The sequence below is a fragment of the Pseudomonas sp. PA-4-8C genome, assembly GCF_021606625.1.
GTDB lineage: Bacteria > Pseudomonadota > Gammaproteobacteria > Pseudomonadales > Pseudomonadaceae > Aquipseudomonas > Aquipseudomonas lactis.
Genome location: NZ_WKCD01000005.1, coordinates 24,245 through 46,594 on the forward strand (window position 1 = coordinate 24,245; position 22,350 = coordinate 46,594).

Annotated in this window: 20 protein-coding genes; 11 read left to right on the top strand and 9 right to left on the bottom strand. The window is 61.6% G+C overall.

The genetic code is table 11. The features are described from left to right. Entirely contained in the window at positions 1–279 is a 279-nt protein-coding gene (locus tag GIW04_RS02060; RefSeq protein WP_120248568.1) for a PTS transporter subunit EIIB, read from the top strand. Positions 280–415: 136 nt separating this feature from the next. Here GIW04_RS02060 and mltF read toward each other — a convergent pair whose 3' ends face one another. Further along, positions 416–1,876 (bottom strand): membrane-bound lytic murein transglycosylase MltF, encoded by a 1,461-nt coding sequence (mltF, locus tag GIW04_RS02065; protein WP_003193988.1) that lies wholly within the window; start codon positions 1,874–1,876, stop codon positions 416–418. A 286-nt stretch (positions 1,877–2,162) separates the two neighbouring features. Between mltF and purL the strand changes: the two genes are divergently transcribed. The 5 genes from purL (at position 2,163) to GIW04_RS02090 (ending at position 8,558) form a co-directional block, all read left to right on the top strand. Continuing rightward, positions 2,163–6,059 carry a phosphoribosylformylglycinamidine synthase gene (purL, locus tag GIW04_RS02070; RefSeq protein WP_120248569.1) on the top strand — a complete coding sequence of 1,299 codons (3,897 nt, stop codon included), beginning with the start codon at positions 2,163–2,165 and terminating at the stop codon, positions 6,057–6,059. Between the two features lie 4 nt (positions 6,060–6,063). Further along, positions 6,064–6,375: an NIF3 1 gene (locus GIW04_RS02075; RefSeq protein ID WP_003193986.1), complete on the top strand. Its 312-nt coding sequence runs from the start codon at positions 6,064–6,066 to the stop codon at positions 6,373–6,375. Positions 6,376–6,688: 313 nt separating this feature from the next. Then, positions 6,689–7,327 carry a DUF6036 family nucleotidyltransferase gene (locus GIW04_RS02080; protein ID WP_005791146.1) on the top strand — a complete coding sequence of 213 codons (639 nt, stop codon included), beginning with the start codon at positions 6,689–6,691 and terminating at the stop codon, positions 7,325–7,327. Next, positions 7,311–7,757, top strand: coding sequence for a hypothetical protein (locus tag GIW04_RS02085; protein ID WP_032900861.1), 447 nt, complete (start codon positions 7,311–7,313; stop codon positions 7,755–7,757). Before GIW04_RS02080 ends, GIW04_RS02085 begins: the two co-directional genes overlap by 17 nt. Before the next feature lie 531 nt (positions 7,758–8,288). After that, positions 8,289–8,558: a DUF6124 family protein gene (locus GIW04_RS02090; protein WP_020301367.1), complete on the top strand. Its 270-nt coding sequence runs from the start codon at positions 8,289–8,291 to the stop codon at positions 8,556–8,558. A gap of 126 nt (positions 8,559–8,684) precedes the next feature. On the opposite strand, the gene nagE is transcribed toward GIW04_RS02090, so the two are convergent. The 7 genes from nagE to GIW04_RS02125 form a co-directional block, all read right to left on the bottom strand. Further along, entirely contained in the window at positions 8,685–10,382 is a 1,698-nt protein-coding gene (gene nagE / locus GIW04_RS02095) for an N-acetylglucosamine-specific PTS transporter subunit IIBC (protein WP_236478925.1), read from the bottom strand. 26 nt (positions 10,383–10,408) lie between these two features. After that, positions 10,409–12,919, bottom strand: coding sequence for a phosphoenolpyruvate--protein phosphotransferase (gene ptsP / locus GIW04_RS02100; protein ID WP_120248571.1), 2,511 nt, complete (start codon positions 12,917–12,919; stop codon positions 10,409–10,411). A 30-nt stretch (positions 12,920–12,949) separates the two neighbouring features. Next, complete coding sequence (locus tag GIW04_RS02105) at positions 12,950–13,960, bottom strand: SIS domain-containing protein (RefSeq protein WP_413469043.1); 1,011 nt, start codon at positions 13,958–13,960, stop codon at positions 12,950–12,952. After that, positions 13,953–15,059 carry an N-acetylglucosamine-6-phosphate deacetylase gene (gene nagA, locus GIW04_RS02110; RefSeq protein WP_120248573.1) on the bottom strand — a complete coding sequence of 369 codons (1,107 nt, stop codon included), beginning with the start codon at positions 15,057–15,059 and terminating at the stop codon, positions 13,953–13,955. Before nagA ends, GIW04_RS02105 begins: the two co-directional genes overlap by 8 nt. Before the next feature lie 10 nt (positions 15,060–15,069). Then, positions 15,070–15,828, bottom strand: a complete 759-nt coding sequence (locus tag GIW04_RS02115; protein WP_003193978.1) for a GntR family transcriptional regulator — start codon at positions 15,826–15,828, stop codon at positions 15,070–15,072. A 262-nt stretch (positions 15,829–16,090) separates the two neighbouring features. Further along, positions 16,091–16,594 carry a L,D-transpeptidase family protein gene (locus tag GIW04_RS02120; protein ID WP_003193977.1) on the bottom strand — a complete coding sequence of 168 codons (504 nt, stop codon included), beginning with the start codon at positions 16,592–16,594 and terminating at the stop codon, positions 16,091–16,093. 36 nt (positions 16,595–16,630) lie between these two features. Further along, positions 16,631–17,179, bottom strand: coding sequence for an NUDIX hydrolase (locus tag GIW04_RS02125; protein WP_003193976.1), 549 nt, complete (start codon positions 17,177–17,179; stop codon positions 16,631–16,633). A 147-nt stretch (positions 17,180–17,326) separates the two neighbouring features. Here GIW04_RS02125 and GIW04_RS02130 point away from each other — a divergent pair, with 147 nt between their 5' ends. The 5 genes from GIW04_RS02130 (at position 17,327) to purT (ending at position 20,555) form a co-directional block, all read left to right on the top strand. Continuing rightward, complete coding sequence (locus GIW04_RS02130; protein ID WP_003193975.1) at positions 17,327–17,929, top strand: CoA pyrophosphatase; 603 nt, start codon at positions 17,327–17,329, stop codon at positions 17,927–17,929. A gap of 35 nt (positions 17,930–17,964) precedes the next feature. Continuing rightward, positions 17,965–18,489, top strand: coding sequence for a gamma carbonic anhydrase family protein (locus tag GIW04_RS02135; RefSeq protein WP_003193974.1), 525 nt, complete (start codon positions 17,965–17,967; stop codon positions 18,487–18,489). Then, positions 18,486–18,701, top strand: a complete 216-nt coding sequence (locus GIW04_RS02140) for a DUF1289 domain-containing protein (protein ID WP_003193973.1) — start codon at positions 18,486–18,488, stop codon at positions 18,699–18,701. The genes GIW04_RS02135 and GIW04_RS02140 overlap by 4 nt, the downstream gene beginning before the upstream one ends. A gap of 134 nt (positions 18,702–18,835) precedes the next feature. Next, positions 18,836–19,303: a preQ0 transporter gene (locus GIW04_RS02145; RefSeq protein ID WP_003193971.1), complete on the top strand. Its 468-nt coding sequence runs from the start codon at positions 18,836–18,838 to the stop codon at positions 19,301–19,303. Between the two features lie 70 nt (positions 19,304–19,373). Further along, positions 19,374–20,555: a formate-dependent phosphoribosylglycinamide formyltransferase gene (gene purT, locus GIW04_RS02150; protein WP_003193969.1), complete on the top strand. Its 1,182-nt coding sequence runs from the start codon at positions 19,374–19,376 to the stop codon at positions 20,553–20,555. A 121-nt stretch (positions 20,556–20,676) separates the two neighbouring features. On the opposite strand, the gene GIW04_RS02155 is transcribed toward purT, so the two are convergent. Next, complete coding sequence (locus tag GIW04_RS02155) at positions 20,677–21,987, bottom strand: MFS transporter (protein ID WP_120248574.1); 1,311 nt, start codon at positions 21,985–21,987, stop codon at positions 20,677–20,679. Between the last annotated feature and the right edge of the window lie 363 nt (positions 21,988–22,350).

Here is a 22,350-nt window from a genome sequence, read left to right on the forward strand (position 1 = left end):
ATGTTCGAGAAATTGCAGCGGGCGTTCTGGAAAGCCCTGACGCCTGATTTGGTGGCGGAGACGGTTACCGCGCCGACTCCGAGCCTGTTGTCGGCCGATGTGCTGGGTGCGTTGGGCGGGGAGGGCAACGTCACGTCACAGCGGCGCGTGGCGCTCACGCGGGTGCGGGTGCAATTGAAGGAGGTGGGTGGGTTGGATGAGTCGGCGTTGAAGGCTGCCGGTGTACCCGCAGTGATGGTACTGCCGGGCGGCGTGGTTCATCTGCTCACCGGCCTATAAGGCGACGATGATCAGATGTGGGAGCCGGGCTTGCCCGCGATAGCGGTGTGTCAGGCGCCGAATACCTTGACTGTCAGGCCGCCATCGCGGGCAAGCCCGGCTCCCACAGGGATTTGCAGTGTGCGGGCTGTCGTAATCAGAGTTGTGGGGTGTCTTGCGCAGGCTTGGTCTTGTCCACACCCGGCACATGCAGGTTGCCTTCCACCACCTGGTTACCCTCCAGCTGCGGCTGGGTCACCCAGGTGAGGATGTCGTAGTAACGCCGGATGTTCGCCACAAAATGCACCGGCTCGCCGCCGCGGGCGTAGCCGTAGCGGGTCTTGCTATACCACTGCTTCTGCGACAGGCGTGGAAGCATCTTCTTCACGTCCAGCCACTTGTTCGGGTTCAGGCCTTCTTTCTTCGCCAGGATGCGCGCGTCGTCCAGGTGGCCGGTGCCCACGTTATAGGCGGCGAGGGCGAACCAGGTGCGGTCGGGTTCGGCGATCTTGTCGTCCAGCTCATCCTTGATCCTGGCCAGGTACTTGGCGCCGCCCATGATGCTCTGCTTGGGGTCCAGGCGGTTGGACACGCCCATGGCTTGGGCAGTGTTCTGGGTCAGCATCATCAGGCCACGCACGCCGGTCTTGGACGTGACCGTGGGTTGCCACAGCGATTCCTGATAACCAATGGCTGCCAACAACCGCCAATCGACTTTCTCGGCCTTGGCATAGGCGCGAAAGTGTTTCTCGTACTTGGGCAGGCGTTGTTGCAGGTGCTGGGCAAAGGTATAGGCGCCGACATAGCCGAGTACATCGACGTGCCCGTAGTAGCGATCTTTCAGACGCTGCAGGGTGCCGTTTTTCTCGACCTTGTCCAGGTAACTGTTGATCTCGTTGAGCAAGCTATTGTCTTCACCGGCCGCCACCGCCCAGCTCTGGTTGCTGGCATTACCGAGGTCGAAGGCCACGCGCACGTTGGGGAAGTACACCTGGTTCATGGCCACTTCGTTGGAGTCCACCAGGGTCAGGTCGATCTGCCCTTCGTCGACCATGCGCAGCAGATCCACCACCTCAACGGCGTCGGATTCTTCGTACTCAATCGCCGGGTTCTGTTTTTTCAGTGCCGCCAGTTGTTCGGCGTGGGTGCTGCCCTTGAGCACCATGATCTTCTTGCCCACCAGGTCGGCGGCGTTGGTGGGGCGCGATTGGCCGTTGCGGTAGATGATCTGCGGGGTGACTTCAAGGTACGGGTGGGAGAAGCGCACCTGCTGCTGGCGCTGGTCGCTACTCACCAGGCCGGCGGCAGCGAGTACCGGGCCGTTGGGTTTGCTCAACTGGTTGAACAGGTCGTCAAGGTTGTCGGCCGTCTCGATTTCCAGCTTCACGCCCAGGTCGTCGGCAAAGCGCTTGACCAGTTCGTATTCGAAGCCGGTTTCACCGTTACGGTCCTGGAAATACGTAGCGGGACTGTTGCGAGTGACCACCCGCAATACGCCATCCTCCTTGATTCGCTCCAGTGTGCTGGGTTTATCAACACAGGCACTGAGCATCAGGAAGAGCAAGGTGGCGATGAGCCATTTGACGCATCGCAGGCGCGAAACAGTTGGGAAGAACATCTGCGCAGTATACGCAAACGGCTCACGGCGCCATATCTCGACAGCGGCGCACTTGTCTGCTAGCCAGCGCAAAACTGTGCTGCAGCCCGCAGAAACGGGGCTTGGCGAGCGTTTGTGACGGTTAAAATAACTGCGCCCAATGCCCTGGATAACGCCCTGATCCCAGGCAAAGCGTGCCAACTGACGTTCGGCGGCGGCCACCGGTAGCGTTTCGGGTGCCGTTGGCGAAGGTTTACGCTAGAATGCACGGCCTCAAAGCACACCCCTTCCCGAGGCTGTCCCGAAGATGTTGATCCTGCGCGGCGCTCCTGCCCTTTCTGCCTTTCGCCACAGCAAACTCCTTGAGCAACTGAGCCAGAAGGTTCCAGCTGTTACAGGCCTGTACGCTGAATTTGCTCACTTCGCCGACGTAACCGGCGTCTTGACCGCCGACGAACAGCAAGTGCTGGCACGCCTTCTGAAGTACGGCCCAAGCGTTCCCGTTCAAGAGCCGACTGGCCGCTTGTTCCTGGTTCTGCCACGGTTCGGCACCATCTCGCCCTGGTCGAGCAAGGCCAGCGACATCGCCCGCAACTGCGGCCTGGACAAAATCCAGCGCCTGGAGCGTGGGATCGCCTTCTACGTCGCCGGCCAGTTCAGCGACGCCGAGGCGGAGCTGATCGCCAGCAGCCTGCACGACCGCATGACCCAGATCATCGTCAGCCAGCTGGAACAGGCTGCCGGCCTGTTCAGCCACGCCGAGCCGAAGCCGCTCACCGCCATTGACGTGCTGGGCGGTGGCCGCGCCGCCCTCGAGAAGGCCAACACCGAGCTGGGCCTGGCCCTGGCCGAAGACGAGATCGACTACCTGGTCAACGCCTTCAACGGCTTGAAGCGCAACCCCCACGACATCGAACTCATGATGTTCGCCCAGGCCAACTCCGAGCACTGCCGTCACAAGATCTTCAACGCCAGTTGGGACATCGACGGCCAAAGCCAAGAGAAAAGCCTGTTCGGCATGATCAAGAACACCTACGTGATGCACAGCGAAGGCGTTCTGTCGGCTTATAAGGACAACGCCTCGGTGATCGTCGGCTCCGTCGCCGGCCGTTTCTTCCCGGACCCGGAAACCCGCCAGTACGGCGCGGTGCAGGAGCCGGTGCACATCCTGATGAAGGTTGAAACCCACAACCACCCGACCGCGATTGCCCCGTTCCCGGGCGCAGCTACCGGTTCGGGCGGTGAAATCCGCGATGAAGGTGCTACCGGCCGTGGCGCCAAGCCCAAGGCGGGCCTCACCGGTTTCACCGTATCCAACTTGCAGATCCCGGGCTTTGAACAGCCGTGGGAAGTGCCGTACGGCAAGCCTGAGCGCATCGTCACCGCGCTGGACATCATGATCGAAGGCCCGCTGGGCGGCGCCGCGTTCAACAACGAATTCGGGCGCCCGGCGCTCACCGGTTACTTCCGGACCTTCGAGCAGTCCATCACCACCCCGCGTGGCGATGAAGTGCGCGGTTACCACAAGCCAATCATGTTGGCTGGCGGCATGGGCAACATCCGTGAAGAACACGTCAAGAAAGGCGAGATTCTGGTTGGCTCCAAGCTGATCGTGCTCGGCGGCCCGGCGATGCTGATCGGCCTGGGCGGCGGTGCGGCCTCTTCCATGGCCACCGGCACCAGCTCGGCAGATCTGGACTTTGCTTCCGTACAGCGCGAAAACCCTGAGATGGAACGCCGTTGCCAGGAAGTCATCGACCGTTGCTGGCAGTTGGGTGACAAGAACCCGATCAGCTTCATCCACGACGTCGGCGCCGGTGGTTTGTCCAACGCCTTCCCGGAACTGGTCAACGACGGCGACCGTGGTGGCCGTTTCGAACTGCGCAACATTCCAAACGACGAGCCGGGCATGGCCCCGCACGAAATCTGGAGCAACGAATCCCAGGAACGCTACGTACTGGCCGTTGGCCCTGAAGACTTCGCACGCTTCCAGGCCATTTGCGAACGCGAGCGTTGCCCGTTTGCCGTGGTCGGCGAAGCCACTGCCGAGCCGCAACTGACCGTCACCGACAGCCACTTCGGCAACAGCCCCGTGGACATGCCGTTGGAAGTGCTGCTGGGCAAGGCCCCGCGCATGCACCGTTCGGCCAACCGTGAAGCTGAACTGGGCGATGATTTCGACCCAAGCACGCTGGACCTGGCCAACAGCATCGAACGCGTGCTGCACCATCCGGCCGTGGCGAGCAAAAGCTTCCTGATCACCATCGGCGACCGCACCATCACCGGCCTGGTGGCTCGTGACCAAATGGTCGGCCCATGGCAGGTGCCGGTGGCCGACGTTGCCGTCACCGCCACCAGCTTCGATGTGTACACCGGTGAAACCATGGCCATGGGCGAGCGCACACCGTTGGCCCTGCTGGACGCTCCGGCGTCGGGCCGCATGGCCATTGGTGAAACCCTCACCAACATCGCCGCCTCGCGTATCGGCAAGCTGTCCGACATCAAACTGTCGGCCAACTGGATGTCCGCTGCCGGCCACCCGGGTGAAGATGCGCGCCTGTACGACACGGTTAAAGCCGTGGGCATGGAGCTGTGCCCGGAACTGGGTATCACCATTCCGGTGGGCAAGGACTCCATGTCCATGGCCACCCGTTGGAACGAAGACGGCACCGACAAGAGCGTCACGTCGCCGCTGTCGTTGATCGTCACGGGTTTTGCGCCGGTCACCGACATCCGCCAGACCCTGACCCCGCAACTGCGCATGGACAAGGGCACCACCGACCTGATCCTGATCGACCTGGGCCGTGGCCAGAACCGCATGGGCGCCTCGATCCTGGCGCAAACCCACGGCAAGCTCGGCAAGCAGGCCCCGGACGTCGACGACGCCGAAGACCTCAAGGCCTTCTTCGCCGTGATCCAGGGCCTGAATGCCGACGGCCACCTGCTGGCTTACCACGACCGTTCCGACGGTGGTTTGCTGACCAGCGTTGTCGAAATGGCCTTCGCCGGTCACTGCGGCCTGAACATCGTGCTCGACAGCGTTGCCGAGGATGCTGCCGAAATCAACGGCATCCTGTTCAACGAAGAATTGGGTGCGGTGATCCAGGTGCGCCAGGACGCTACCCCAGACGTGCTCGCGCAGTTCAGCGCCGCTGGCCTGGCCGAGTGCGTGGCGGTGATTGGCCAGCCGATCAACAACGGCGAAGTCAATATCTCGTTCAACGGCGACACGGTCTTTACCGGTCAGCGCCGCTTGCTGCAACGCCAGTGGGCCGAGACCAGCTACCAGATCCAGCGCCTGCGTGATAACGCCGACTGCGCCGAGCAGGAATTCGACGTGATCCTGGAAGAGGACAACCCGGGCCTGAGCACCATGCTCAGCTTCGACGTCAACCAGGACATCGCCGCGCCTTACATCAAGAAGGGCATCCGCCCACAGGTTGCCGTGCTGCGTGAGCAAGGCGTCAACGGTCAGGTGGAAATGGCGGCGGCGTTCGACCGCGCCGGCTTCAATGCGATCGACGTGCACATGAGCGATATCCTCGCTGGTCGCGTTGACCTCAATGAGTTCAAAGGCCTGGTGGCCTGCGGTGGTTTCTCCTACGGCGACGTGCTGGGTGCCGGTGAAGGCTGGGCCAAGTCGGCCCTGTTCAACAGCCGTGCCCGCGATGCGTTCCAGGGCTTCTTCGAACGCAACGACAGCTTCACCCTGGGTGTGTGCAATGGTTGCCAGATGATGTCCAACCTCAGCGAACTGATCCCGGGCAGCGAGTTCTGGCCGCACTTTGTGCGCAACCGTTCCGAGCAGTTCGAAGCCCGTGTTGCCATGGTGCAGGTGCAGGAATCCAACTCGATCTTCCTCCAAGGCATGGCCGGTTCGCGTATGCCAATCGCCATCGCCCACGGTGAAGGCCACGCCGAATTCAGCAGCGAAGAAGCGCTGCTTGAAGCCGACCTGTCCGGCACCGTGGCCCTGCGTTTCGTCGACAACCACGGCAAAGTCACCGAAAGCTACCCGGCCAACCCGAACGGCTCGCCACGCGGTATTACCGGCCTCACCAGCCGCGACGGCCGCGTGACCATCATGATGCCGCACCCGGAGCGCGTGTTCCGCGCCGTGCAGAACTCGTGGCGCCCGGAAGAGTGGAACGAAGACGGCGCCTGGATGCGCATGTTCCGCAACGCTCGCGTGTGGGTGAACTAAGGCCGTGTACAAGCTCGCCTTCTTCGTACCCGACAGCCATGTGGAGACGGTGAAAACCGCCGTCTTCGCAGCCGGCGGCGGGCGCATCGGCGACTACGACAGCTGCGCCTGGCAAGTGCTGGGTCAGGGCCAATTCCGCGCGTTGGACGGCAGTCAGCCGTTTATCGGGCAGGTGGGCCAGGTTGAAGTGGTTGAAGAGTGGAAGGTTGAGTTGGTGGTGGCGGATGAATTGATCGTGGCTGTCGTGGCTGCTTTGAAACTCAGTCACCCGTATGAGACACCGGCGTATGAGGTGTGGCAGTTGGCGGATTTTTGATCTGTTGGCTGCATAAACAAGAAACCCGCTGGGCCAGTTTGGTCGGCGGGTTTTTTGTTGGCTGTAAGTGCCAATCGCAGGCAAGCCAGCTCCCACATTTGACCCCGTTGTCAGACCGTACATCAATCCCATGTGGGAGCTGGCTTGCCTGCGATGGCGTCGGTGCAAGCGCCTCAGAACTTTCCGACAAGCCTTTCAGGTTGTCCGTCGGAATCTGTCTCCCTAGCCTCAATCGGTCGCTGATAACTCAGTGATCGGGGCTTGAATTCAAGACCCGTCCAGCAATGATCTTGCGTACGGTTTGAAATTCTATATGCAAATTCCAGATTTCGTTGTTCCTCGCCTCAATACCAGCTCTGCGCTAGGGCAAGCTCTGATTTCAATGTTCAGAGCCATTGAAATGGAATTGACGCTCGAAGGCGCCAGTCCGGGCGCGGTCCAGGTCATTGTATTCGGTGGTTGTGCTGTTCATTTATATACCCACCACCGTGTGTCCACCGACGTGGATGCGGAGATTTATTGCGCAAATACTCAAGACACGCTGCGCCTACGAACATTGCTTGCAGAGTTTCCAGAACAGTTTTTCGATGAGCAGTCTGGCCGTGTCATGGAGTTGAACTATGACCTCCAATACAACACTAGCTTTGGTCCGCTCCACGAAGACTACTGGGAGCGAAGTCTTCCCCTGGAAGAGTTTCCTCTTGAGTCTGCGTTGCATCTTCATGTAGCTGCGCCTATCGACATTGCAATCTCCAAATTGGGCAGAGCCACTGATCAGGATGTAGATGACATCATGGCGTTGCTCAGGGCTGGCTTCATAGTGACCGCTGAGCTCCGTCAGCTGGCATTGCAGGCGATTGATATGTATGTTGGCAACAAAGAGCCACCCAGATCCATACTGACCAATATCTTGCACGATTATCTGGAGACTGCAGATGGCGAAGCCCTTTAACGGTCCGGTCCTCTCTTCCGCCTTGGACACACTGGTCAAAAGCCCCTTGAATCAGGCTGATGATGCTGCCTTGGTCAGTGCAGCGAAAGCTGTGTGGTATTCGGATACCAATCTTGTGGGCGAGGTGAGGGCGTTCATTCAGGAGCACTCCAGTGAGGTAGAGCTTCGTCGCGCAGGCTATTTGCTTGAGCGCTTCACACGCTTTTCGTGTGCGACCGATAGTCGGGTAAAGGAAGCGTTGAAGGCGCTTGAACTGTTCTCAGCCTCAAGGCAATACGTGAAATCCCAAGGCGCTGTTGCGTTGCGCAGTCGTCGTGACGAACTGGCAATGTCCTGGGGATTAAGTGAGGGTCTGGGTTTGAAGGTTCAGACCTTGATGCCTTTTCAGACCCGCCACTATGAAGCCGACCAGCGTGCGAAGTCTGCCTAGGTATAGATAGCTATCAAAGAACTCGGCTTAGGCCTAATGCCGTTCAGTTAAGCGTATATCGCCCTCTGTAGGAGCGAGCTTGCTCGCGAAAAGCGTCAACGATAACGCGTGCTTCCTGAATGAACGCGGCGCCTGTGAGTTTTTCGCGAGCAAGCTCGCTCCTACAAAATGCCTTAACTGAACGGCATTACGGCTTAGGCCGAGTTTTTGCTGTCTGCGATATCTTCAGCTCTCGGAGATTTCCGACAAGCCTTTCAGGTTGTCCGTCGGAACGGGTACCACTAACCTTCGTCAGTCGCTGCCAATTCAGCGACCGGGACTGCAAGCCCGCCGAAACCTCACCAGTTAGTCACAAGCGCCTTTATAATTGCGGCGCTTTTTCATGGTCGCCATTTATGGCGGCTGTGTGCGGGAGACCTTCGGGTCTACCGAGACTTGCTGGTGACTCTCGGTCTTGCAGGCCCGCACACAGCTGCCACCCATCATCTGCAAGTGATGCTGGTAGTTCTTACTTCACACCAGAGGTTTACCATGATCAAAGACAGTCCAAATCCCCCATCTGATTCCCAGCCCACCGACCAAATCTTCACCATCCTAACCAACCTGAACAGCGAAACCCTGCTCGCCAACGCCTCCCAAGACCTGGCATCCGTGCAGGCACTGGCGGGTCAACTGGCTTTTGATGTCGACGGCCCCCTGCGTGATGCAGTGCTGGGGATTCATCGGATGGTGGAAGGGATCCAGTTGATGGTGGATCGGGTGCTGGATCTTCACGAAGTGTCAGCAGCCACCGCTAACTGATCGTTCCCACGCTCCGCGTGGGAATGCATCCTGTGACGCTCTGCGTCACCCTTGCGCAGGGCGGGACGCAGAGCGTCCGGGGCGGCATTCCCACGCAGAGCGTGGGAACGATCGGTCACAGGGTGATCAGGCGTTGATCGGGCGGGTAACCAACCGCTCCAACGCCTCACCCAAGCCAGAGGCCTTGTCACCAACCAACAAGTGCCAAACACCGCTCTCAAGCTGACTCACACCCTGGCAACCGAGCACAGTGAGCTGAGCTTCAGACAACCCCGAATCATCGCCCAACTCCACCCGCAACCGGGTCATCGCCACCGCTTCCAGCTGGCGCACATTCCCTCGGCCACCCAGAGCATTCAGCCATTTTTCGGCCTCGTGTACATTCACGGCCACCGGCTTATCCACAGGCGCAACCGCTACAGGCGCTGCAGCAACAAACCCCGGCATCGCCAAGCGAATTTCATCAGCAATGCTATCGGCCATCGGCCCGACCACTCCCTGCAAACTCCCGCCGTTACCCGGGCGCACTACAGCCATGGCGCCCAGTGCTTTCAGTTCAGCATCCACCGCCTTGTTGCGATCCACCATGTCCAACCGCAGCCGTGTGGTGCAGGCACCCACACTCAGCAGATTCTCAGCACCACCCAACGCCTGGATATAAGCCGTCGCACGCTGGTTATCACTCATCGCTTCAGCCTGCACCACCTGGATATCTTCCCGGCCCGGTGTTTTGAGGTTGAAGCGGCGGATGCAGTAGCTGAACACCGTGTAGTAGATCACCGAGTAGGCCAGGCCCACCGGTACCACCAGCCAGCCATTGGTGGACTTGCCCCAACCCAGCACCATGTCGATAAAGCCGCCGGAGAAGGTAAACCCGAGGTGGATGTTCAGCATGTTAGTGACTGCCATCGACAGGCCCGTCAGCACGGCGTGGATCAGGTACAGGAACGGTGCGAGGAACATAAACGCGAATTCAATCGGCTCGGTCACCCCGGTCAAGAATGACGTCAGCGCCATGGACAGGAAAATCCCGCCCATCACTTTACGGCGCTCCGGCAACGCATTGCGGTACATCGCCAGGCACGCAGCCGGCAGGCCGAACAGCATCACCGGGAACATGCCGGTCATGAACTGGCCGCCTTTGGGGTCGCCGGCAAAGTAACGAGTCAGGTCACCGGTGACCACCGCGCCGGTCACCGGGTCGGTAAAGCTGCCGAACACGAACCAGGCCATGTTGTTAAGGATGTGGTGCAAGCCGGTGACGATCAGCAGGCGGTTGAACACGCCAAACACGAACGCGCCCAGGCTGCCGCTTTCCATCAGCAGCACGCCGAAGCTGTTGATGCCGTGCTGGATCGGCGGCCAGATCAGGCCGAAGATCACGCCCAGGCCTACCGCGCTGAAGCCGGTGACAATCGGCACAAAGCGTCGCCCACCGAAGAACGCCAGGTACTCCGGCAACTTGATGTCCTTGAAACGGTTGTACAGCCCGCCGGCCATCAAGCCGCTGGCGATACCGGCGAGCATTCCCATGTTGATGGTGGTGTCCATCACCTTGAGCGTGGAGATCATCACCAGGTAACCAATCGCCCCGGCCAGGCCCGCAGTGCCGTTGTTGTCACGGGCAAACCCCACGGCAATGCCGATGGCGAAGATTAGCGCCAGGTTGGCGAAGATCGCCTGGCCGGCATCGTGCATCACCGCAATGTTGAGCAAGTCGGTGTCGCCCAGGCGCAGCAACAGGCCGGCAATCGGCAGGATCGCGATCGGCAGCATCAGGGCGCGGCCCAGGCGTTGCAGGCCTTCGATAAAGTGTTGGTACATGGCGTGTCTCCCTATTCTTGTTGTTTTCAGCTCAGCGGCCAGTGGTGTTGACAGGCTTGGCGAACGGCCTTGGCGCTGCTCAGGTCGAGCAGCTCAAGGCTCAGTTGCCGGCATTGCGCCGCGTCCAGGTGGCGGACGCGGTCCTTGATTTCGCCGATCTGCGGCGGGCTTACCGACAGTTCGCTGACCCCCAGGCCGACCAGTACCGGCGTGGCCAGTGGGTCAGATGCCAAGGCACCGCATACGCCGACCCAGCGACCATGCTTGGCCGCCCCGGTGCAAGTCTGGGCAATCAACCGCAACAGTGCCGGGTGCAGGGCGTCGACCCGGGCGGCCAGGCCTGCGTGGTCGCGGTCCATGGCCAGGGTGTACTGGGACAGGTCATTGGTGCCGATGGACAAAAAGTCAGCGTGTTTGGCCAACTGCTCGGCCATCAGCGCGGCGGCGGGCACTTCGATCATCACCCCCAGTTCGGGGCGCTGGCTCAAACCCAACTCGGCGCACAGTTCATCCAGGCGCTGGCGAATCTGCAGCAGTTCATCCACCTCGCTGACCATCGGCAGCAGGATGCGGCAACGCCCCAGCGGCGCGACTTGCAGCAGGGCACGCAGTTGCTGGTCGAGCAGTTCCGGGCGTACCTGGGCCATGCGAATGCCGCGCAGGCCCAGCACCGGGTTGGCCTCGACGGGCAGCGGCAGGTAGTCGAGTTGCTTGTCGCCACCCACGTCGATGGTGCGGATGATTACCGACTTGTCGCCCATGGCATCCAGCACGGCTTGATAGGCCTGGCGTTGCTCCTGTTCATCCGGCGCAGTGCGGCGGTCGACGAACAGAAATTCAGTGCGCAGCAGGCCGATGCCGTCGGCGCCGTTGTCAAACGCCACCTTGGCTTCGGCGCTGGAGGCGACATTCGCGGCGACTTCAACCGTCACGCCATCGGTGGTGCTCGCCGGTTGTTGGGCTTGGGCCTGTTGCTGCTGGCGTCGTAATTTCTGTGTTTCGCGAATCTGGTGAACTTCGGTGTGGCGCGCTTCGCTGGGGGCCAGTTCCAGGCGGCCGTTGGCGGCATCGAGCACCACCCGCTGGCCTTGGGGTACGTCGAGCACTTCATTGCCCAGGGCGACGAGGCACGGCAGGCCTTTGCCCCGGGCCAAAATCGCCACATGGGAGGTCGCACCGCCTTCGGCCATGCAGATGCCAGCGGCCTGTTGCGCGCTCAGTTGCAGCAAGTCCGAAGGCGTCAGCTCATGGGCGCTGACAATCGCCCCCGCCGGCAATTCGAAATGCCAGGCTTCACCCAGCAACGCCCGCAGCACCCGTTGTTGCAGGTCGCGCAGGTCATTGGCACGCTCGGCAAACAGCGGCTTGCCCAACGCCAACAGCACGGCGCATTGGGCCTGGATCGCATCACGCCAGGCGTGGGTGGCGGCGCTGCCTTGTTCGATGGCAGCGGTGGCTGCGTCGAGTAACGCCGGGTCTTCCAGCAGGGCGAGGTGGGCGGCGAAGATTTCTTCTTCCTCGACGTTCTTGCGTTGGCGAGCGTGGTCCAGGGTGCTGCGGATTTCACCGCGCACTTGCTCAAGGGCCGCATTCAGCTGTTGCTGTTGCTCCTCGACGTTATGGCTGCCGGTGTCTTGCGGCAGCTCGATGCCCGTCAGGCGGAACAACGGCCCGCACACCAGGCCCGGTGCCGCGCACACGCCTTGCAGTACATTGGCTTGGGTATTCACGCGGCGGGGCGTGGCCACGACCGGCGCCTGATGTTCTTCGTGCACCACCACAGACAGCGCGGCGACCAGCGCCTGCAACGCGGCTTCGCAATCGGTGCCACGGCAGGTCACCCGCACCTCGTCGCCTTCGCCAATACCCAGCCCCATCAGGCCGATCAGGCTGTCGCACGCCGCTGATTTATCACCGATGTGCAGCTGCGATTGACTGCTGAAACCTTGCGCCGTCTTGCGCACCAGTGCGGCAGGGCGCGCATGCAAGCCGCCACGGTGAGTGATGTGCACGCTGGCGCTGGCTTCGGCGCTGGAGTTATCCGCAGCTGCCTGCACGGCGGTGCCCGAACGCGGGGCAAATTGCATCAGCGGTTCACCGGCCTTGACGCTTTTCACTGCCAGAGGCGTCAGCGCAAAACGGTCGCTGTTGGTGAGGATGATCAGGCTCACCAAGCTCTTGCACTGGCGCGCAATACGATCCAGATCAAACTGCACCAACGGCTGGCCCTCGCTCACCCGTGCGCCTTCCTTCACCAGCAAGGCAAAGCCTTCGCCATTGAGCTCCACGGTGTCGATGCCCACGTGCATCAGCACTTCGGCACCGTTGTCGGTGCGGATGGTCAGCGCATGCCCGGTGCGGGCGACATGGATGATCACGCCGTCGCAGGGCGCCTGCAGGCAATCGTTCAGCGGGTCGATAGCGAGACCGTCGCCCATGGCGCCGCTGGCGAACACTTCGTCGGGGACGCGGTTCAGGGCCAGCACCGGCCCACTCAAGGGGGCGCTAAGGGTCAATGGATTATTGTTGTTGGGCATGGGCACGGTACTCATCAGGAAAACGCCGCTTTAGTGCGTGCGGGTGACTTTGCTCAGGTGACGCGGCTGGTCCGGGTCCATACCTCGCGCCTCGGCAAGGCCTGCGGCCATCACGTAGAAACTCTGGATCGCCAGGATCGGGTCCAGGCTTGGGTGTTCAGCGCGGCTCAGGGTCAGGTCGCGTTCGGCGATGTCATCCGGCGCAGCCAGCAGCACGCGGGCACCGCGTTGGCGCATATCGGCGGCCAGGCTCAACAGGCCGGCCTGCTCGGCGCCGCGTGGGGCGAACACCAGCAGGGGGTAGTTCTCGTCGATCAGCGCCATCGGCCCGTGGCGCACTTCGGCGCTGCTGAAGGCTTCGGCCTGGATCGCCGAGGTTTCCTTGAGCTTGAGCGCGGCTTCCTGGGCGATGGCAAACCCGGCGCCTCGGCCGATGACCATCAAGCGCTGGCTGCCTTTAAGGGCGTCGATGGCCGTGCGCCAATCCTGTGTGGCGGCGTCACGCAGGCCATCGGGCAAGGCCTGACAGGCTTGCAGCAAGTCGGCTTCCTGATTCCAGTGGCCGATCAGTTGCGCACTGGCGCTGAGGGTGGCGATAAAACTTTTGGTGGCGGCCACGCTGAGTTCCGGCCCGGCGCACAGCGGCACATGGAATTCGCACGCGGCTTCCAGTGGCGAGTCTTCGGCGTTGACCAGCGAGATGCTCAAGGCGCCACGTTTGCGTAACAGGCGCAGGCTATTGACCAGATCCGGGCTCTGCCCCGATTGGGAGAAACCAAACGCTACCTGGCCGCTGACTTTCATCGGCGCCTGCAACAGGGTCACCACCGACATCGGCAGCGACGCCACGGGAATGCCCGCGTGCTGCATGGCCAGGTAAGCGAAGTAACTGGCGGCGTGGTCGGAGCTGCCGCGAGCGATGGTCATCGCCACTTGCGGTGGCTGGCGGCGCAGGCGCCCGGCGACTTCTTCCAGCATGGGATTCAGGCGTTGCAGTTGGGCCGCGACGGCGTCGCAGGAGGCCAGGGCCTCTTCAAGCATTTTTGAAGTCAATGGTGTCTCCTTCGACCATTACGTCGGTGAGTGTCAGGGAGCGGTCCAGGCGCACGCAGTCGGCAAAGCTGCCGGGTTGCAGGCGGCCGCGTTCTTCCAGGCCCAGGTAGTCCGCAGGAAATTGCGACAGGCGTTGTGAGGCTTCACTGATTGGCAGGCCGATTTTCACCAGGTTGCGCAGCGCCTGATCCATGGTCAGGGTGCTGCCGGCCAGGGTGCCGTCGGCCAGGCGCACGCCGCCCAGGCATTTGGTCACGGTGTGGCTGCCCAGCTTGTATTCGCCATCGGGCATACCGGCGGCGGCGGTGGAGTCGGTGACGCAGTACAGGCAGGGGATCGAGCGCAACGCCACGCGCATGGCGCCGGGGTGCACGTGGAGCAAGTCCGGGATCAGCTCGGCGTACTGGGCGTGGGCCAGCGCGGCGCCGACGATGCCGGGTTCGCGGTGATGCAGCGGGCTCATGGCGTTGTACAAGTGGGTGAAGCTGGTGGCGCCAGCGGCCAGGGCGGCAACGCCTTCTTCATAGCTGCCCAGGGTGTGGCCGATCTGCATGCGCACGCCGCGTTCGCTGAGGGCGCGGATCAGAGCGTCGTGGCCGGCGATTTCCGGGGCGATGGTGATCACCCGGATCGGCGCCAGGCGCAGGTAGGCTTCCACTTCCTGCATCAACGCGGTGTGGGCGAAGTTGGGTTGGGCGCCGAGTTTTCCCGGATTGATGTAGGGGCCTTCCAGGTGCACGCCGAGTACGCGGGCGCTGCCGGCTGGCCGCTGTTCGCAGAACGTGCCGAGCTCACCGAGTACCCGGGAGATTTCTTCCACCGGCGCCGTCATGGTGGTGGCCAGCAGCGAGGTGGTGCCAAAACGCACGTGGGTACGGGTAATGGTCTCGAAGGCGCCCGCACCTTCCATGATGTCCGCGCCGCCACCGCCATGCACATGCAGGTCGATAAAGCCCGGCAGCAGGTAGGGCAGGTCGTTGTCGGCCGGGTCGCACGGCGTGCTGTCAATGGCGACAACCTTGCCGTGCTCATGCACCAGGCGACCGCGCATCCAGCCGCTGGGCGTGAGGATATTGTCTTCAGTCATGGGCAGTTCTCTAAGTTCGCAATTCGGCGGAATAATCATGGCGGCGCAGCTCTGCGACAAAGTCGTAGTAGTCGTTGCGGCAGTAGGTGTCGGTGATCTCAATCGGCGTGTTGTCGGCGGTGTAGCCCACGCGGGTCATCAGCAGCATGGCGGTGCCGGGGGCGATGCCCACCAGCGCGGCAAACTCATCCGAGGCATTGATCGCCTGGATATGCTGCAAGGCGCGCACGATGGGCTTGCCGATGCTTTCCAGGTATTCGTACAACGAATTGCCGATGGCCTGGGGGTGGGGCAACACCGACGCTGGCATGGCAGTCATTTCAATCGCCATCACCGTGTCATCGGCTTTGCGCAGGCGCTTGAGGCGCGCCACTTTGTCGGTGGGCGACAGGCCCAGGCGGATCAGTTCTTCATGGGTCGGCGGGGTGATGTCGCGTTCCAGCCACTGGGATGTGGGCACAAAACCCTTGAGCCGCAGCATTTCGCTGAACCCCGACAGGCGCGACAAGGGTTGTTCCAGGCGCGGCGTGATAAAGGTGCCGGAGCCTTGGCTGCGACGGATCAGGCCTTGAGCCAGCAACACTTCCAGCGCTTTACGAGCGGTGACCCGCGAGATGCTCAACTGCTCGCTGAGGGCGCGTTCCGAAGGCAGGGCCTGTTCCGATTTCCACTGGCCGGCATGGATCGCTGCTTCAAGGCTGCGGGCCAGTTGCAGGTACAGCGGCGTGGATTGCTTGTCGTCGGGGCGCAGGGCCAGGATGGGGTTCATCTGTCAGGTTTCCGATGCGTTATTGGAGTGTTGTCGCCCGGTAATGGCCGAAAACTAATACCACTTAAATACCATGTCAATGCTACCAAAACGGTGCGAATCCCGGTTTCAAGGCGCTTTAATGGGGCTTGGTATCAAGTGGTATTAGAGAGGTCTTTGTGGCGCGCATAAGTGCAGGGTCCCGCGCGGTGAACTGGTATTCACCGGCAAGCGCTGCCTGGGGCAGGAATTATTTTCGAATTATTTTACGAACGGCGTGGGATTACGGCCGAATCTCGATGAGGGTGCCGTCTTTGACCAGGTTCCACACTTCGCGCATATCCACGTTGCGCATGCCGATGCAGCCGTCGGTCCAGTCCAGGGTGTGAAACCACTGTTCCGGGTAGTCTTCGGTGTCGGGGGTGCCATGGATCATGATCATGCTGCCCGGCTTCACGCCTTCGCGGCGTGCGCGGGCGGCGTCGCTGATGTTCGGGTAGGAAATGTGCATGGCCAGGTTGAAGCGGTCGCTGGTCTTGCGCCAGTCGAGCCAGTAGAGGCCTTCGGGCGTGCGGCGGTCGCCTTCGATCAGCTTGTGGCCCTTGGGGTTCTTGCCCAGGGAAATGCGATAGGTCTTGAACGGCTTGCCGTCGTTGATCAACTGCAGCTGGTGGGCGGACTTGAGTACCAGGACTTTCTCGACCGTTTTACCGCCAAGGGTTTGCACCGTGGAGGCCGGGGACAGCGTGGCGAACGACAGGCAGATCAGAGCAAGCAACCAACGCATTGAAACGGTATCCCTTTCGCGACATTGGCCGGCTTGTTATTGGGCGGGCTTGGACAGCGGTGGCACAGATTCGCTACGTACCGGGTACGCCTGTTGGCGACGGTCAGCGAAGAAGCATTCTAAGGTACGCCCGACCGTGCGGAAAGCCAGCTCGGACCAAGGGATATCGGCTTCGTCGAACAGCCTCACTTCCAGGCTCTCCTGGCCAGCGGCGAAGTCCAGATCGATCAATTCGGCGCGGTAGAAGATATGCACCTGACTGATGTGCGGCACATTGATCAGGGTATAGATGCTTAAGTTGCGCACCCGGGCGCAGGCTTCTTCCAGGGTTTCACGCATGGCGGCCTGTTCGACGGTCTCGCCATTTTCCATAAAGCCGGCGGGCAGGGTCCAGTAACCCAGGCGTGGCTCGATGGCGCGGCGGCACAGCAGCACTTGGTCGCCCCACACCGGCACGGTACCGGCGACGATATTGGGGTTCTGGTAATGAATGGTCGAGCAGTGATCGCATACATAACGCAGGCGCGCGTCGCCTTCGGGAATACGTTGGGTCACCGGTTTGCCGCACTGGCTGCAGAAATTCATGCTGGGGTTCCTGGAGAATGGGCACATCTTGGCTTGGTGCCGGGCGTTCCTGCAAGTTGTCGTTTAGCGACAGCTCTGCGGTTTTGGGGTTGGGCGCTCGCACGCTTTGGTGCATGATGCAAGGTAGCCAACAGACCGAGATGACTCATGCTGGACGAGCTACTTCGCCGGGTAAGCAATCACACCCCCCATACCCTGGAAACCGACGGGCGTTTCCCCGAGGCGGCGGTGCTGGTGCCGATTACCCGCAGTGACGAACCCGAGCTGATCCTGACCCTGCGCGCCAGCGGGCTGTCGACCCACGGTGGCGAAGTGGCCTTTCCCGGCGGGCGCCGCGACCCCGAAGACCCGGACCTGATCTTTACCGCTTTGCGCGAAGCCGAAGAAGAAATCGGCCTGCCGCCGGGGCTGGTTGAAGTCATTGGCCCGTTGAGCCCGCTGATTTCCCTGCACGGCATCCGCGTAACGCCCTATGTGGGCGTGGTCCCCGATTACGTCGAATACCTGGCCAACGACGCCGAGATTGCCGCCGTTTTCAGCGTGCCTTTGGACTTTTTCCGACAGGACCCACGCGAACATACCCACCGCATTGATTACCAGGGCCGCAGTTGGTATGTGCCCAGCTACCGGTTCGGCGAATACAAAATCTGGGGGCTGACGGCAATCATGATTGTCGAGCTGATCAACCTGCTCTATGACGATGCCAAGATCAGCCTGCACCAGCCACCCAAGAGCTTCATCAATCTATAAGCCATCGTTTAAATGGCAAGCCGTGAGGAAAAACCATGAAGTACCGCCTGGGCGACGCCCGCGTCGAGATGCACCCCCACAGCTGGGTGGCACCCAATGCCACCCTGGTGGGCAAGGTCAAGCTGGAGGAGGGCGCCAACGTCTGGTTCAACGCGGTATTGCGTGGCGATAACGAGCTGATCCTGATCGGCAAGAACAGCAACGTGCAGGACGGCAGCGTGATGCACACCGACATGGGCTACCCGCTGACCCTGGGCACTGGCGTGACCATTGGCCATAACGCCATGCTGCACGGCTGCACCGTCGACGACTACAGCCTGATTGGTATCAACGCGGTGATCCTCAACGGCGCCAAGATCGGCAAGCACTGCATCATTGGCGCTAACTCGCTGATCGGCGAAGGCAAGGAAATCCCCGATGGCTCGCTGGTCATGGGCTCGCCAGGCAAAGTGGTGCGTGAGCTGACCGAGGCGCAAAAGCGCATGCTCGAAGCCAGCGCCGCGCACTATGTGCATAACGCGCAGCGTTATGCCCGTGACCTGGCTGAGCAGCAGGAATGAGCACAATTGAACGACCGGTCGCCTCGCCCTGCGTGAGCATTTGCGCACTGGATGATGACGATATCTGCACCGGCTGCCAGCGCAATGTGGATGAAATCACGCGCTGGAGCCGCATGGACAACGCCGAGCGCCGGGTGGTGCTGGGGTTGTGCCATGAGCGGGCGGTGGCGAGCGGGATGATGTGGATGACCCCTGGGAAATCCGGCGCCTGACAGGCCGCCATCTCCCACCCTTGATGTGTGAATACCGTCAAATGTGGGAGCTGGCTTGCCTGCGATGAGGCCCTGCCAGACGACATCCTTGTAATTGTGTACCCTGTGCGGCATTGCCCACAGGTCCATCCTCCATGTTTTTCCTGATCGCCTACATCAGCAGCGTCGTGCTGATCAACTTCGCCTTCTCCACCGCCCCGCACCTGGACGTTATCTGGTCCGCCTGGGGCGGCCTGGTATTTATCCTGCGCGACATGGTGCAAACCCGCTTCGGCCATGGCGCAATCATCGCCATGCTGGCGGCGCTGGTGCTGTCCTATATCACCTCCGACCCGTCCATCGCCCTGGCCAGTGCCACGGCGTTTGCGGTGTCCGAGTGCATCGACTGGCTGGTGTTCAGCATCACCAAGCGCCCGCTGCATGACCGCCTGTGGATAAGTTCGGCGCTGAGCATTCCCCTCGATACCTTTATCTTTTTCGGCCTGATCGGCGCACTGACGCCGGCGGTGGCGGGCACGGCGTTGGTGTCCAAATTCGCCGGGGTCACCGTGGTCTGGCTGATCATGGCCTGGCGCATCCGCCGGCGGGCTGTCGCCAACTGAGGCCAATTTTTGCAGTTCATGTAAAATGCCGGCCTTTCTCCCCCATGATCCGCTCCCCTGAGGACCTGAGATGACCCGAATCGGAACTCCATTGTCGCCAACCGCGACCCGCGTTTTGCTGTGTGGCTGCGGTGAGCTGGGCAAGGAAGTGGTAATCGAACTGCAGCGCCTGGGCGTTGAAGTGATTGCCGTGGATCGCTACGCCAATGCGCCGGCCATGCAGGTGGCGCACCGTAGCCATGTGATCAACATGCTCGACGGTGCTGCATTGCGTGCGGTGATCGAGGCGGAGAAGCCGCATTTCATCGTGCCGGAAATCGAAGCCATCGCCACCGCGACATTGGTCGAGCTGGAGGCCGAAGGTTTCACCGTGATCCCCACCGCCCGCGCCACGTCGCTGACCATGAACCGTGAAGGCATCCGTCGCCTGGCCGCCGAAGAGCTGGACCTGCCGACCTCGCCGTACCACTTCGCCGATACCTTCGAAGACTACAGCAAGGCCGTCCAGGACCTGGGCTTTCCGTGCGTGGTCAAGCCGGTGATGAGTTCGTCGGGCAAGGGCCAGAGCCTGTTGCGCAGCGCCGACGACGTGCAGAAAGCCTGGGACTACGCTCAAGAGGGCGGGCGTGCCGGCAAGGGCCGGGTGATCATCGAAGGCTTTATCGATTTCGACTACGAAATCACCCTGCTGACCGTGCGCCACATCGGTGGTACTACTTTCTGCGCGCCGGTGGGGCATCGCCAGGAGAAGGGCGATTACCAAGAGTCCTGGCAGCCACAGGCTATGAGCCCGGTTGCCTTGGCAGAATCCGAGCGCGTTGCCAAGGCGGTAACCGAAGCCTTGGGCGGTCGTGGTCTGTTTGGTGTGGAATTGTTCATCAAGGGCGATCAGGTGTGGTTCAGCGAAGTGTCGCCGCGCCCCCATGACACTGGCCTGGTGACCCTGATTTCCCAGGATCTGTCGCAGTTTGCCCTGCACGCACGCGCCATTCTCGGCCTGCCGATCCCGTTGATCCGCCAGTTCGGCCCTTCGGCGTCGGCGGTGATTCTGGTGGAAGGGCAGTCCACCCAGACCGCATTCGCCAACCTTGGCGCCGCGCTGAGCGAGCCGGATACAGCGTTGCGTCTGTTTGGCAAACCTGAAGTGAACGGCCAGCGCCGCATGGGCGTGGCACTGGCGCGGGACGAGTCGATTGAAGCGGCTCGTGCCAAGGCGACCCGTGCTTCCCAAGCAGTTGTTGTAGAGCTCTAAGCCGCCACGCTCGTTCCCACGCTTTGCGTGGGAATGCCTCTTGTGACGCTCTGCGTCGCGCTTGGGGACGCAGAGCGTCCCTAACTGCATTCCCACGCAGAGCGTGGGAACGAGCATGGGGTCAGGCAACCTTGTTCAAGTCGTTATCCCGCGTCTCTTTCAGGCACAGCACTGCAATCAAACTCAGCAACGCTGCCGCCGACACATACCCCCCGACATAACTCAGCCCGCCCATCGCCACCAGCTTGGTCGCGAAGAACGGCGCCGCCGAGGCCCCCACGATCCCGCCCAGGTTATACGCCGCCGATGCACCGGTATAACGCACGCGGGTCGGGAACAATTCCGGCAGCAGGGCGCCCATCGGTGCGAACGTCACGCCCATCAAAAACAGCTCCAGGGCCAAAAACAGCGCCACGGCCCAGGTGGAGCCATGGGTCAGCAGCGGCTCCATGGTAAAGCCCGACAGAATCGCCAGGACCGCACCGACGATCAACACCGGCTTGCGCCCGTAGCGATCACTGGCCAAGGCGGCCAATGGTGTCGCCAGCCCCATGAATAGCACCGCAAAGCACAGCAGGCCGAGGAAGGTTTCACGGCTGTAGCCCAGGGTGGAAACGCCGTAGCTCAACGAAAACGCCGTGGTGATATAGAACAGCGCGTAGCACACCACCATCGACGCGGCGCCCAGCAGTACCGGCAGCCAATGCTGGCTGAACAGCTCCACCAGCGGCACTTTCACCGGTTTTTCCTTGGCCACGGCATTGGCGAATACCGGCGTCTCATGCAGTTTGAGGCGCGCATACAGGCCCACCATCACCAGCGCGGCGCTGAGGATGAACGGAATGCGCCAGCCCCAGCTGCGAAATTGCTCGTCATTCAGGCTCATGGCCAAAATCAGGAACAAACCGTTGGCCGCCAGGAAGCCTATCGACGGGCCCAACTGCGGGAACATGCCGAACCAGGCGCGTTTGCCCTTGGGCGCGTTCTCGGTTGCCAGTAAGGCCGCACCGCCCCATTCCCCGCCCAGGCCCAGGCCTTGGCCGAAGCGCAAAACACACAAGAGAATCGGCGCCCAGGCACCGATGCTGTCGTAGCCCGGCAGCAAGCCGATCAAGGTGGTACATACCCCCATCAATAGCAGCGAAGCCACCAGGGTGGATTTGCGGCCGATACGGTCGCCGAAGTGGCCGAACAACGCCGACCCCAACGGGCGGGCGATAAAGGCGATGCCGAAGGTCAGGAACGAGGCCAGCATCTGCGCGGTGCCGGAGGTCTGTGGGAAAAACACCGGGCCGATCACCAGAGCGGCAGCCGTGGCGTAGATGTAGAAATCGTAGAACTCAATGGCGGTGCCGACGATGCTCGCCGTGGCGACGCGGGCGGTCGAGTTGGCTGGGGCGGCGCTCGTGGCCTCTTGATAGGTGGTGCTCATGACGTTATCCCTGACGGTTATTGCGCGTTTGGACGCGGATTATTATTGGTCGAACACCCATGGATCAGGGCTGTGCGCGGGGCGGCTCGGGATGGGAGCAAACACCGGTCGGACATGGTAAGGCGGTGCCAGGACACGCTGGGTGCGGGTAGCACGCGGTCGGGCGGGGCTTGGGTAAGCCGCAGGGATTATAGGAAGGGGGCTAAGGATCCAACAAGGGGCTGGTGAGGATCTATGGCCTGGAACTGGATCAATGTGGGAGCTGGCTTGCCTGCGATAGCATCACCTCGGTTCAATTGAAGGACCGAGTCGCCTGCATCGCAGGCAAGCCAGCTCCCACATTGACCGGGTTGAGCCTGCTGA